The sequence below is a fragment of the Paenibacillus sp. 05T425 genome, from assembly GCF_056396205.1.
In genome coordinates this window covers 268,791-281,876 of record NZ_JBFTLA010000010.1, presented here as the reverse complement: position 1 = coordinate 281,876, position 13,086 = coordinate 268,791, and the positions used below count along the sequence as shown (strand labels likewise).

At 52.3% G+C, this 13,086-nt stretch carries 10 protein-coding genes; 3 read left to right on the top strand and 7 right to left on the bottom strand.

Annotated elements, in window-relative coordinates; all coding sequences use genetic code 11:
- Positions 1–154 precede the first annotated feature (154 nt).
- A complete protein-coding gene (locus AC1DF0_RS23155; RefSeq protein ID WP_477575440.1) occupies positions 155–1,402 on the bottom strand; it encodes a purple acid phosphatase family protein in 1,248 nt (415 codons plus the stop codon).
- A gap of 166 nt (positions 1,403–1,568) precedes the next feature.
- Here AC1DF0_RS23155 and AC1DF0_RS23150 point away from each other — a divergent pair, with 166 nt between their 5' ends.
- The 3 genes from AC1DF0_RS23150 to AC1DF0_RS23140 are packed head-to-tail and all read left to right on the top strand — an operon-like array spanning position 1,569 to position 4,564.
- Positions 1,569–2,282 carry a polyphosphate polymerase domain-containing protein gene (locus AC1DF0_RS23150; RefSeq protein WP_477575439.1) on the top strand — a complete coding sequence of 238 codons (714 nt, stop codon included), beginning with the start codon at positions 1,569–1,571 and terminating at the stop codon, positions 2,280–2,282.
- Positions 2,283–2,284: 2 nt separating this feature from the next.
- Positions 2,285–2,992 (top strand): DUF4956 domain-containing protein, encoded by a 708-nt coding sequence (locus AC1DF0_RS23145; protein WP_477575438.1) that lies wholly within the window; start codon positions 2,285–2,287, stop codon positions 2,990–2,992.
- A gap of 24 nt (positions 2,993–3,016) precedes the next feature.
- Entirely contained in the window at positions 3,017–4,564 is a 1,548-nt protein-coding gene (locus AC1DF0_RS23140; RefSeq protein ID WP_477575437.1) for a CotH kinase family protein, read from the top strand.
- 89 nt (positions 4,565–4,653) lie between these two features.
- Here the strand turns inward: AC1DF0_RS23140 and AC1DF0_RS23135 are convergent, their stop codons facing one another.
- The 6 genes from AC1DF0_RS23135 to AC1DF0_RS23110 form a co-directional block, all read right to left on the bottom strand.
- Positions 4,654–6,075 (bottom strand): response regulator, encoded by a 1,422-nt coding sequence (locus AC1DF0_RS23135; RefSeq protein ID WP_477575436.1) that lies wholly within the window; start codon positions 6,073–6,075, stop codon positions 4,654–4,656.
- A gap of 173 nt (positions 6,076–6,248) precedes the next feature.
- Positions 6,249–8,045, bottom strand: coding sequence for an extracellular solute-binding protein (locus AC1DF0_RS23130; protein ID WP_442052042.1), 1,797 nt, complete (start codon positions 8,043–8,045; stop codon positions 6,249–6,251).
- Between the two features lie 116 nt (positions 8,046–8,161).
- Complete coding sequence (locus AC1DF0_RS23125; RefSeq protein ID WP_337099401.1) at positions 8,162–9,061, bottom strand: carbohydrate ABC transporter permease; 900 nt, start codon at positions 9,059–9,061, stop codon at positions 8,162–8,164.
- Between the two features lie 19 nt (positions 9,062–9,080).
- On the bottom strand, positions 9,081–10,034 hold the full coding sequence (locus tag AC1DF0_RS23120; RefSeq protein ID WP_477575435.1) for an ABC transporter permease: 954 nt from the start codon (positions 10,032–10,034) through the stop codon (positions 9,081–9,083).
- 571 nt (positions 10,035–10,605) lie between these two features.
- The gene (locus AC1DF0_RS23115; protein ID WP_477575434.1) at positions 10,606–11,598 is read right to left on the bottom strand and encodes a carbohydrate kinase family protein; all 993 of its coding nucleotides are present in this window, start codon (positions 11,596–11,598) and stop codon (positions 10,606–10,608) included.
- Complete coding sequence (locus AC1DF0_RS23110) at positions 11,589–13,085, bottom strand: glycoside hydrolase family 32 protein (RefSeq protein WP_442052045.1); 1,497 nt, start codon at positions 13,083–13,085, stop codon at positions 11,589–11,591. Before AC1DF0_RS23110 ends, AC1DF0_RS23115 begins: the two co-directional genes overlap by 10 nt.
- Between the last annotated feature and the right edge of the window lies 1 nt (position 13,086).

The following is a 13,086-nucleotide window of genomic DNA, read 5'->3' as shown; positions in this document are numbered from 1 at the left end:
AGGCTGAGTTGAGGGAGTACTTGAGGGCTGAGGTGCTCGGTTACTTGGATATTGTATTGCTGTAGGGCTGAGTTGCTAGGGTGCTGGGGTGCTCCATGGTTCTGTTGCACATTCTGCAACGGAACCATAATCCGCCACGCGCCTATTCCGATCCTCAACGAACAATAACGAACGAGTCCAGCTTCGCACCGTCCACGTCATACGCCTCATACGTCAGCTTATTCCCGTCGACCGTAATACCAGCGAACATCTGCTTATTATTTTGGAAATGAACCTTGTGGTAGAACTGGTCATCCTTTTTCTCGTTAAACTTCTGTCCTGACGTATTCGTAACGACGTAGACTGTACCTTCGCGATTCCCGTCCTCGCCGTCACCTGTTCCGACAATTTCCCCGCCCTTTAGCGGATACGACCTGGAGTATTCGTGATTATGGCCTTGCAGAACGAGATCAACGCCGTATTCGTCGAACACTTCCGCCCAATCGAGCGTCTTCTTATAAGAATTGCCGCCATACGGCCCTTGATGAATCGAGGCCACAATCCATTTTTTGTCCGTTGCCGCAAGGTCATCTTGCAGCCATTCCGTCTGCGCCTTGCGATTCGACTCCGAGTTCAGCATCACGAAGTGGACAAGTCCATAATCGAAGGAATAGGTTGTTCCTTCAATGGAGCCTTCCGCGCCGTTGCCCGGCAAGTTAAAGTGCGAGATAAACATATCCGCATTTCCTTCGACCTCGTCATGATTGCCAGTTACGGGCATGAACGGCACGCTTCTCACCCATTTAGCCGCCTTCTCGATCAAATGCGTCCAACCGCTCTCCTCGTCGGGATTTTCGGTCAAGTCGCCATTATGAACGATCAGCTTCGCTTCCTCGAACGTAGCGAAAGCCCGATCAAGCGTGTTGCCCCAAAGGTCAAAATCCTGCTCCGTCACGCCTTGCGAATCCGTTACGTTAATGAACGTGAACGACTCTTGGTCCTCTTCCTCTGCACCTGCAAACTCCGTCACGAAGGTTGCCGCCTCGCTCCAGCCGCCCTTTTCTCCGATCCCCACCCGGTACGTGTAAGTAACACCTGGCTCGAGTCCGGTTGCCTCCGCTTTGTGCACGCCCCTCTTCTCACTGCTCCCAAGCTCCATAACCGTCGTAATTCCCGCTACTGTCATGACATCTTTGCCATCGAAATCAGCATCGGTTCCCTTAACAAGCTGCAGAACAGCTTTATCCCCGGCTTGCTTCGTATGCCAAGTGAACGCGCGGCTCGTCTGCGGGTCACCCTTGAATGTAGTCACAATTGCATAAGGCTTATCTGCATCCACAGCTCTCCACTTCTCGAAGCCGTACACGGCGGCAACCAAAAGCAAGCAGAACAGCAGCAACAGCCAAGTATCTCTACTTCTCATCGATCGTACCGCCTCCTTCCTCTCCCTTCATCTTAACAAAAACTTTACATAAAGCGCATTCAGCAATCTTTCAGCCGGCATTCAGTTAAGAATCAGTAAAGGCGAGTACAATTGCTCCAGTAAGTAACACAGGCCACGCAAACCGGAAATGAAACGAGGTGTGAACATGACAACCACATTAAAATACCGCAATGAATTGAAGTTTTTCATCAACCAGCATCAATACTTTATTATTCGCCAGCGCTTGAAAAACCTAATGAAGCAGGACGATCATGTCGGCCCGACTGGCGAGTACCATATCCGAAGCCTATATTTCGATGACGTTAACAATAAAGCGCTGCATGAGAAGCTCGGCGGCATTCGCGATCGTTCCAAATACCGCATTCGCATATACAACGTAAGCGACAACGTCATTCATTTTGAGAAAAAAATCAAATTCAAGGACTATATCGCCAAGGTCAAGGTGCCGCTTACGAGAGCGATGTACGATKAAATCATGGCCGGCAATTACGAGGTGCTCAACAATCCTTTGAAGCCGCTCATGCTGGAGCTGTACAACGAGATGAAACAGAAGCTGCTGAGGCCCAAAGTCATCGTCGATTACGTCCGCGAGCCCTACGTATGCGAGAACGGGAACGTTCGGATTACGTTCGATAAGGAGCTGCGATCCGGGCTGCATTCACATGATATTTTCGATAAGAATCTGGAACCGGTAAGAGCGATCGACGAGAATCTCATTATTCTTGAGGTCAAATACGACGAATATATTCCGGCCTATATCCGTTCCGCGCTGCAGCTTGAAGGCTTGAACAGGCAGTCGGCGTCCAAATACGTCATTTGCCGCAAGTTTCTGAAATACAACACATGGGAKGATTATTAAAAATGGAAACAAACACAACAACATCGGATTCTACGACTAATTTTACCGATATTCTCAAAAAATCAGTACTCGAAAACGTCAGCACGGACATTAGCATTGCGAAAATATTAATAACGCTCGCAGTCGCTTTTCTAATAGGCTTCTTCATCTTCGTCCTGTATAAACGGATTTTCAGCGGCGTGCTCTATTCGAAGAGCTTCAACGTCTCCCTCATCGGCATGACGATGATTACAGCCGTGGTCATTATCGCGATCAACTCGAACCTCGTCCTGTCGCTCGGCATGGTCGGCGCCTTGTCGATCGTTCGCTTCAGAACGCCAATCAAAGACCCGACCGACCTCATCTTCCTGTTCTGGGCAGCAGTCGCGGGTATCGTAACGGGAGCAGGCTTCTTCACGTTAGCCGTTATCGGTTCGGTTGTCGTTGGTCTTATTCTGTTCTTCTTCATTAAAGGAGGCACTGTAGAAACGCCTTACTTGCTTGTTGTTAACTGCGATGGAGACGATACCGAGAAAGAAATTCACAGCCGCATGGGCAAGCTGGTCAAACGTTACAACGTGAAGCAAAAAACAGTTACGGCAGGCAATATCGAAATGACGCTCGAAGTGCGACTACGCGACCAAGAAGGCAAATTCGTGGGCGAGCTGTCAAGTCTTGGAGGCGTCAAGAATGCCGTGCTTATTAGCTACAGCGGGGATTATGTTTCCTAAGGAGAGGAATAGGAGGTAACACGTATGAATGCGAAGTTCCACAGCTTCCTTCTCGTGCTGTTCTCTCTGCTCCTCATAACCGGAATGACGGGATGCGCGGCCGGGTCTAACACCGACTTCGCCTCCCTCATCGGTTTAACGGATTCAGATTCCGAGGCAACAGCAACGAAGGAAGAGCAACAGCTTGATGAAAAAGTGTTCCCGAAGGACGAAGTTATCGACGTGAAAATTACGATTGACGAGGATGAGTTCCAGAACATGCTGGACAATGCCAGCGCCGAGGAGATGCATGAAGCGTCGATTGATTATAACGGACAACACTTTGACAATGTCGGTATACGGACGAAAGGCAATCTGAGCTTGAACAGTGTCGTCAATATGGCCGATTCGGATCGATACAGCTTCAAGCTGTCGTTCGATGAATATGTGAACCAGACATTGGCCGGCGTTAGCAAAATCAATCTGAATAACAATTACAGCGATGCTTCTTATATGCGGGAGTTTCTGTCGTATGAGCTTGCTGAGAGTATGGGCTTGCCCACGCCAAAATACAGCTACGTTAACGTCTATGTGAACGGCGAGTTATGGGGCTTCTATCTAGCAGTCGAGCAAATCGGCGACGCGTACCTGGAGCGCAACTTCGGCAACTCTTACGGCGCGTTGTACAAAGCAAACGGCGGCAACGGCAGCGAGTTGAACTGGCTGGAGACGATTGATGCTTACACGGGCCTTGATCTGAAGTCGGACAAGTCGAACGATGATATTTTGCTGACTATGCTGGATGAACTGAATAACGGTACCGATTACGAGAGTGTTCTGGACGTCGAGGAGGCGCTGAAATTTATTGCCCTTAACGCCGTGGCGGGCAATATGGACAGCTACTTATCGGAGAAGAAGCATAACTACTATTTGTATGAGGATGAAGGCATTTTCAATATTCTGCCATGGGATTATAATATGTCATTCGGCGGCTTTGGGGGATCGGGAATTTTGATCGACGAGCCGACCTCCGGCACACTCGCGGATCGGCCGCTAGTCGCTAAACTGCTGGAGAATGAAGCATATTTGGAACAATATCACTCGATAATCGCAGAGATGCTGGACGGCTATTTATCCGAAGCCGCGTTTGCTAAGCGAACAACAGAGCTCTCTGCATTAATCTCTGAATCGGTGAAGGCCGATCCATCAGCCTTCTATACCTATGAGCAGTATGAGCAAGGCGTAGCACAGGTCGTTTCGTTCAACTTAACGCAAACGGCATCCATCGCTCAGCAGCTTGACGGAACGATTCCCTCATCGGGAGACGGCTCGGGCAGCGGAAGCAGCGGCATGGGTGGTGGCCAAGGCGGTTTCGGCGGCGGAGGTTTTGGTGGCGGAGGCATGCAGCCGCCTGACGGTCAGGGCGGTGGCATGGGTGGTCCTGGAGGCATGGGCGGCTTCGGCGGCCAGCCCGGCCAACAAGCCGCTGCGCAGCAAGGAACTGCCGAAGAAGCTTACACAGCAGGCATAGCCATCGTTATCTTATTGCTCTCATGTGTATTCGTCGTATTCTACAAACGCAGACGCCTCTAATAAACGAATCAAGGAGAGGATGCCATACGCATCCTCTCCTTTTTGCTTTTCACATACCTATACCCTGCCAACCTTCCACTCCGCCTTTACTACCGCGTACCGTTCAGCGCGCCGTCGGCACGGTACTCGCTCGGCAGTCTGCCGACGAGCTCGCGGAACAGCTTGCTGAAGTACTTGTCGTCCTCGAAGCCGATGGCGAACGCGATCTCGTACACCGGCGTATCGGTCTCCAGCAGGAGCGTCTTCGCGCGTTCTATTCGCATCCGCCGCAGCATAACGCCGAACGGCTCGCCCGCAAGCTTCGCGAAGCATTGACTGAAGTAGCTGCGGCTCATCTTCACATAATCGGCGACATCGGCTTGGCTCAGCTTGCCGCTGGAATGCTGACGCATATATACGATTGCGCGGATTAAGCAGAGCATAACCTCCTTCGAGAAGCCCAGCTCCATCATGCGCCGTTGAACATGATCGGAGAATCGACGCAGCCACAAGCGCCATTCCGCCCACGTATGATTGCGCCGAATATCGCTTCGTATCGCCAAGCTTTCGCTCTCCTTCATCAGCAAACCGCGCCAATCCGCGCATAATCCTTCTCCGAAAGCCACGATACATTCGAAGGACGGGCGCTGCTGCTCAATCTTCCCTATGAAATGCTCCCAGTCGGGCGCGCTAAGCATCCATTTCATGCTCATACCATCACTCGAGGAAAGCTCATTTCCTCCCAATCCTTTGCGTCGCTCAGCTGCCGTATCCTTCAACTCATCGTAGCGAAGCTCCAGCGGTTCATCATTTGGACGCTGCTTATAAAACAATTCATCCGCCATCGACTCGGCCAGCTCCCGCTTCACTTCATCAAGAGGTTGTCCATACAAGCCTGTAATCCATACCGGCTGCCAGCGGCTGCTCAAGCTATGAGCCAGCTCCCTATTCATCTCTGCTCTAGACAAGGAATGCATGATCGGTACGAGCCACATCTCCTTAACCGCAAGCAGCGGATTACGCTTCACGACGGCAAGGCGCAGTAATTCATTGCTGTTCTCTTCACGATTCGAAGGATAGAACAACAACGCTTCCGACGCTTGCAGCTTCTCCTCCTCCGATCCCAGCAGACGCTCGCCTAGATTCCCGATCTCCCATTCCAGCCGAGCGACGATCCGGCTCATTACCTCGTCCGCGCTTTCCGGCTCAAGAAGTGTCTTTACTATATAATCAATAGCGCCCAATCGAAGCGCTTCTTGGACATAATCGAATTCATGATGGCATGTGAGCACGACCGAGCGCACTCGCGGATAACGCTGTCTTACCTGGCTAATAAGCTCGAAGCCCGACAGCCTCGGCATCGTAATATCGGTGAAAAGCATATCTACCTCCGTCTGCTCCAGCAGCTCAAGCGCTGCTTTCCCGTCGGCCGCTTCGCCTACGATGGTGATCCCGAACGAGGTCCAGTCGAATAACGCAATAAAACCTTTGCGAACCAGTCTTTCATCGTCGACGACGATCGCTCTAATCATCCAAGCCCTCCTTCGTAATGCGCTTACATCTCCATTTTGGTCCAATAACAAGTTATGGTCAATATGCGATTCCGACTATGTCGGCTGCAGTAAAACAAGAGGAAGGAAAGCCTGCTCGCAAGCAGGCTCTCCTCTCCCTTTCCTTTGCCAGCTCTCCAGCCGTGCGAAACGAACTATTGCTTGCGGTATTCAAACACTTTTTTGTTCTGCTCTACGCCCCAAGCGAGTACTTCTTCATAGCCAAGACCTTTCGCTTTGTCGATCATTTCCGTGCGAAGCTTCGTGAATTCACCGTCGTTTTTCGCGAATACCATTTTCCACGAATATTGTTTGATCACGTCTGCCACTTGGCCGCGTTTTTGCTCCAGCTCATCGCTTCTGACTGCCGGCGCGGTGCCTGTAAAGATTGGCTTCAGGACAGCGAGCTTGTTGTTATTGATCAAATAATCCTTAGCCGTCAAAGCGCCGCCGTTCGCTGCGCGCCAGTTCTGATCCAGCTTCGTCGGCGACTTCTCGAGCACCGATGTCCACAAGTTGTAGTCGTACGGCTCGTTCGTGTTCGGGTTAATATTCGTCAACTTGAACGAAGTGTTGTTGATTTGGCTTTTGCCGTCCTTGAACGAGCCGCCGCCGAATTCTTCAGGTACGGCCGTATCGTTAGACGGAAGCGCCTCAACGCCGAAGTCCGTCAATACCGCTTTGCCGTCCTTCATCTCCCAGGTGAGTCCTTCCGGACCGTTGTTGCTGACCATCATACCCTCTGGACTGTACAGCCAGTCGAGGAATTCAAGGACGCGCTCCGGATGCTTCGCTTTCGAACCGATCGCCCATACCCGGCTTCCGCCATAAGGGTCAAAGCCGTATGAGAATGTACGCTCTTCATCGAACGGCACAAGCGCGAAGCCTTTGCCTTCGTTCAGATGCTCTTGCGTGTTGTACGTATCGTCAAGCCATGGGAACCAAGTGAAGAGCAGCTGTCCGTCTTTCATTTTGTTCACGACGTCTTCGAACTTTTGCGTTACCGAATCCGGATCGAGCAGACCCATTTGGTTCGCGTCATAATACAGCTTCAGCGCGCGGAGATAGTAGCCGTCCTCGTCCAATACGCCTTGGTACTCGTCGGAATCCGCGGATACGAGCGAGAATCCGCCAGGGTTGAAGCCGTCGCCTTCGTCGAATCCGTGCAGACCTGCCCAAGCCTTCGCGTTCATCATCATGTTGCCGTCCCAATCCGCCCACAAGGAGAAAGCGTACGTCGGACGACCGGAATCGCTTTTTGGCTGCAGCTCCTGCATCTGCTTAAGTACCGGCAAGTAATCTTCCATTGTCTTAATCTGCGGACGACCGATCTGATCGTACAGATCCCAGCGCAGGTTCGGGTGATACGTCAAGTCTTGGCCTTCGGATGGGCCGTCCTTGTTGTCGCCGACGTCGAAGCCGATGCCGTATACGCTAGAGCCGCCGCCGAAGTTGGCTTTGTTTTTCTCGATCGCTTTAGGCGCATATTGCAAAATATTTTTGCCGTACGTATCCAGCAAACCGTCCTTCGTCCAGTCTACTAGCATGCCAGCCTTAATGGCATCGAGATACTTCTGGCCGTCATCGCCGAATACGACCAGATCGCCGAGGTCGCCCGAAGCCATCATCGTCGCGAACTTCGTATCGCCGCCGCCCTCTAGGTTCGATGCGATAATGTTCAGCTTAATGTTGAACTTATCTTTGATCAGCTTCGCATACCAGCCGGATTGCTCGCCCGCGAAGTTCGAGAGCATCGAGAAGACGTCGATCGTAATTTCCTCGCGCTCTTCCTTCGGAGGAGCCGTTTCCTCTGCCGCTTTGTCCGTGCTGGCCGGCTTATTGGTCGCAGTATTATTGCCGCTTTTGTTGTTGTTCGAGGAGCAAGCTGCCGCCGTGCTTACGATTAAAATAATCGCCAGAAATACTGCCATTGATCTACGAATGGGTTTCAATGAGATGAGCCTCCCTTTTTTTGTCCAAAATGATTGGTTACCCTCGTCTCTGACTGCCCTTGATGTCGACACCGTTGCCGCGCTCACCTCCCTTCAGCATTTCCTCCTCTAGCCTGCTACCCTTTAACAGCGCCAATCATAATGCCCTTCACGAAGAAACGCTGGAAGAACGGGTACACGAACAGAATAGGCAGGACGACGATCATCGATACGGTCGTTCGTACGGAAGTAGCTGTCTGCATATTCGTCAAATCGATGTTGCCGCCCGAGCCCTGCGAGTTGCGGATGATGGCCGCAAGCGATGTCGATTCGTTCAAATATTTGTACAAGACGAATTGCAGCGTGTAATACTTGCTGTCGGTCATAAGGAACAGCGTATCCACGAATGAATTCCACTGGCTGACGGCCGAGAAAATCGCGATTGTAGCGGCTATCGGCGTGATAAGCGGCATAATGATCCGGCTGAAAATCGTCAGGTAACCCGCTCCGTCCATTTCCGCCGACTCCTGCAGCACTTCGGGAATCGATTCAACGAACGTCTTCACGAGAATGACGTAGAACGGCGAGACGATGGCCGGAAGAATATAGGCCAAGTAATTGTTCGTCAAGTTCAAGTTCATCATGATGATGTACCATGGAATGATGCCTGCGTTGAAGTACATCGTGATAACGACGAATCGGTACCAGAACCGCCTGCCCCACATCTTCTGCTTCGTGAACAGAAAGCCGAGGAACGCCGACGCCACCACCGTCAGAAGCGTGCCGACGACCGTTCTGCCAACGGATACGAGAGCCGCCTGCGACAGCCCTTTCACCTGCAGCACCTCGACATAGTTGGTCAGATGAATCATTTTCGGATAGAAGGTAACGAGTCCCCGCGAGCTTAAATCATTGCTGCTGATCGTATTGATGAACAAGTAGTAGAACGGAAATATACAAATGATCGTGAACACTGCAAAAAACGTATAGTTCAAGACGTTGAACAACACATCGCCGTACTTGCGCCGTGTTAGCATAGACTGCCTCCTCCCCCGGTTAGATGATCGACTCTCCGCGTACCATTTTGGACAGACGATTGGCTACGAATAATAAAATGATGCTAATAATCGACTTCAGCATGCTAACCGCAGTCGCGAACGAGAAGTTAAAGCCGAGCAGCCCCGTATTGTACACGTACAAGTCGAGCACCTCGATTGTGTCCCGATTAAGCGCGTTCTGGAACACGAAGTATTGCTCCATCCCGTTATTAATAAGATTCGCGATCGAGAGCAGCAGCAAGACGAAGTAGGTCGGCATAATGCCAGGCACCGTAATATGCCAGATCATGCGGAAGCGTCCCGCGCCATCGACCTTCGCCGCATCGTACAACTCCTGATCGATCGAAGCGATCGCCGCTATGTACATGATTGCGCCCCAGCCTAGCCCTTTCCAAAGTGCCCAAAACGTCATTTTCAGCCAAATCCATTCCGAGGAAGCCAAATAATTAATCGGCGCTTCCTGCAAGCCGATGGCCATCATGAACTTGTTGATGATGCCGTTATCGACGGAGAACATCATGAACGCGATCGCATACACGAGCACCCAGCTAATGAAGTTCGGCAAGGTTGTAAAGATTTGCACCGTCTTCTTGTACCAGGTCGTCTTGATCTCCGTTAGGAAAATCGCGAATAATACGGGACATACCGACGTAATGATACCGAGTCCGCTCATCGCCAGCGTATTACGCATGACACGAAGAACTTCCTGCGTTTGCGTTGGATTGGAGATGATCGATCTGAACCATTGGAGACCGACGAACTGCGTATCGAATAACGAGAAGCCCGGTCGGTAGTTATAAAAAGCGTAGAGCCAGYCGTACAATGGAAAATAACTGAATACGAGTATGAGCAACAGAAACGGCAGCGCGAACAGAAATAACCGGAACCGGTCAGAGATGAAGCTGCCGCTGCTTCGCGCAAGCGAACTCTGCCTTCGGATAGCCGTCTTCATGCAATCCCTCCTACTTAAGTGTGACAATCCGCTGCCCTGTCCATTTGTAGTAAGCGCTTACTACCCGCTGAACTTGAGAGCTTCTTCTTGTGTTTCCCTGCTAATAGTGTATAGGCTAGGCGCTTTAGCACGGGAGTGGTAGCGGTTTCAAGATTGACGTTTCCTGTTGCCTTCTAGCGAACAGGATTCGTACCTGTGTGAACGTTTTTCGTACTATGGCTGCATTACGGATAGCGGACACCAGAGGTCTTTACAGGCTTGATTGACGATTTTAGCTGTTCTTACGGACACATAAGACTCTATCAGGTGTGTTGGGCAGCGAAATCGCTTCGATTAGCGCAGTAAGGGTTTGTGGTGTCCGTTACGTTGCAGCAACGGCGGAATAATGGCCATTAGCGTCCTAAATGTCCGTTAGCCATACAAACAAAACGACGACTGGACAATCTGCATACGAAAAAGGTACCTTGAACAAATCCCTTTGCTTCAATACAAAGAAATCAGTATGTTCGTTATATGAGCCGCTTTAGAAAAAAAACAGGGTTGCCTCCATAGAAAGAGGCAACCCTTGTTATCATTCAGCTTGCAGGGCAAGCACTTGCTCGATCGCAGGCATGGACGGGATCGCGCCTTTGCCCGAAGCGGCTAGAGCGCCCATGGCATTGGCAAATGCGAGCATCGCTTCAAGCCGATCCCTCGTCCATTCGAACGGCGGTGCATCAGGTGCGGCATTCAGCCACTGATAAAGAATGCCCGCCAAGAAAGCATCGCCAGCACCAGTCGTATCCGCAACGTCAACCTTGTAACCGGCGTGATTGGCGGTTGCCTTCCCCGTACGGCAATAGCTGCCCGCAGCCCCTCGCGTTACGAGCAATAGATCTAGCGGATACTGCTCCATGAGCAGCTTCGTTCCCCGCTCCAGCTCGTCGGTGCCCGTCAGAAACAACAGCTCTTCCTCCGACAACTTCACGATATTCGCGAAGCGCATTCCTTCGAGGATCCGCTCCTTCGCCGTATCGGCGCTGTCCCATAGCGACAGCCGCAAATTCGGATCGTACGAGACGGCAACGCCGCTGCGCTTCGCATGCGATGCCGCTTCCAGCGTCGCCGTGCGCGAAGGCTCATGCGTCATCGATAGCGAGCCGAAGTGAAAAACGCGAGCCGATGCAATCCGACTAAAGTCAATGTCGGAAGTGCGCAGCATATGGTCCGCGCCAGGCTGGCGATAGAACGTGAACGAACGGTCGCCGGACTCATCCAGATGAACGAAGGCAAGCGTCGTCCCCGCCTCGGCAGTATGAACTAGCCCATCTGTATCGATCCCGCTAGAATCGAGCACCCCGCTTAAGTATCGGCCGAAGGCGTCGTCGCCAACAGCGCCGATGAATGCCGTCCTGCGGCCGAGCTTCGCAAGCGCAGCAAGCACATTGGCAGGCGCGCCGCCCGGATTGCGTTCGTACAGCGGCAGCCCCTGCTCCGATAAGCCATGCGGCGTAAAGTCGATCAGCAGCTCGCCCAGCGCAACGACATCAAATGTACTGTCATTAGCGTAGTTTCTTACTCCCATATCGGCGCAAGCTCCCAAGCGTCAAGCGTCTCGATAACGGCTGTTCCTCCACGGGCGAAAAAGCGGATGCCTGCGTCTGCCGGATTCGGATACAGGCGATTCGTCATCGCCATGCGGCCGTCATTCGCGAACAATTCGACCGAGGAGCGGTCGATGAACAAGCGAAGCCGGACGCGGCCGTCCTCCATCGGGGCAAGCGGCGCGGCGCTGACGCCGCCGTCTCCGGCCCCACCTAACTCGCGGTCCATGAACAGCTTTTGCTCCCGAGGCACATAACGGATTTCCGTATAAGACGAGCTGTCTTCCGAGCATCGGATGCGCAGTCCGAATTCTGCCGCATCCGATTGTTTGGTATCCCACACGACTGCAAGCTCTATCGAATCGCCTCTCACGCCGTCAACCTCGACATACACACCGTCTTCCAGCGCAAGACCAGACTCTGCTGCATGCTTGCCTCGCAGCGACTCCAGCTCCGGAACCGGCTGGCTGCGAACCGTGCCGTCCTCCGCCAGCGTTAGTTCGCGCGGCAGCGTCATCGCGCCGTACCAGCCATGCTCCTGCTCCGGCATCGTTGCGCCCCATATGTTCATCCATGCGATCATGATTCTGCGTCCTTGCCCGTCGATCAGCGTCTGCGGCGCATAGAAATCGAAGCCGTAGTCGATCTGCTCGGAGTAAGCATTCTCGAACCGGCAACTCTCGTAATCGAACCGTCCCGACAAATACAAGTTTTTGACCGGTGCGACGTTCATCGGCGAAATAAGCAGCACATGGCGGTCTTCACCGCCAAGCGGGAACAGGTCCGGGCATTCCCACATATCGCCCATCGTTCCATTGCTCTCTACCGCAGCGCCTTCGTATTGCCAGCTCAGCAGATCGGCGGACGTGTACATAATCGCTTTGCCCAAGCCGTCCTTGCCGTAGCCGACGACCATATGCCATCTTTCGCCCTGCTTCCATACCTTGGGATCGCGGAATCCAAAGCGCTGAGCATCCGGTGAATCGCCTATAATCGGATTAGCGGCATGTTTATGGAACATCACGCCATCCTCGCTCGTCGCTAGACATTGCACCTCTTCCGGCGTTTTACCATCCACATGCCCGGTATAGATAAGCTTCAACACGCCATTATCGTCAACTGCGCTGCCCGACCAACAGCCTTGGCCATGGTCGCCGCCTTTGTCGTACGGCTCCGATGGAGCCAGCGCTACCGGCAGATGCTCCCAATGAACTAGATCCTTGCTGCGCGCATGTCCCCAATGCATCGGTCCTTGCTTAGCCTGATAAGGGTCATGCTGATAGAACAAATGATATTCGCCTTTAAAAAAAATCAAACCGTTCGGGTCATTCATCCAACCTGCGGGAGGCATCATATGGTAATGAAGACGATATGCCGTATCCATCGCTTTGACGTTCTCCTTCAGCGCCTCTCCGGCCATCGCAATAAATGACTGATGTTCCTTATAATTGCCAGCGGTATGCTCCAAC

Coding starts and splice junctions, on each gene's coding strand:
- AC1DF0_RS23155 (WP_477575440.1), bottom strand. CDS start 1,402: ATGAGAAGTAGAGATACTTGGCTGTTGCTGCTGTTCTGCTTGCTTTTG.
- AC1DF0_RS23145 (WP_477575438.1), top strand. CDS start 2,285: ATGGAAACAAACACAACAACATCGGATTCTACGACTAATTTTACCGAT.
- AC1DF0_RS23140 (WP_477575437.1), top strand. CDS start 3,017: ATGAATGCGAAGTTCCACAGCTTCCTTCTCGTGCTGTTCTCTCTGCTC.
- AC1DF0_RS23135 (WP_477575436.1), bottom strand. CDS start 6,075: ATGATTAGAGCGATCGTCGTCGACGATGAAAGACTGGTTCGCAAAGGT.
- AC1DF0_RS23125 (WP_337099401.1), bottom strand. CDS start 9,061: ATGCTAACACGGCGCAAGTACGGCGATGTGTTGTTCAACGTCTTGAAC.
- AC1DF0_RS23115 (WP_477575434.1), bottom strand. CDS start 11,598: ATGGGAGTAAGAAACTACGCTAATGACAGTACATTTGATGTCGTTGCG.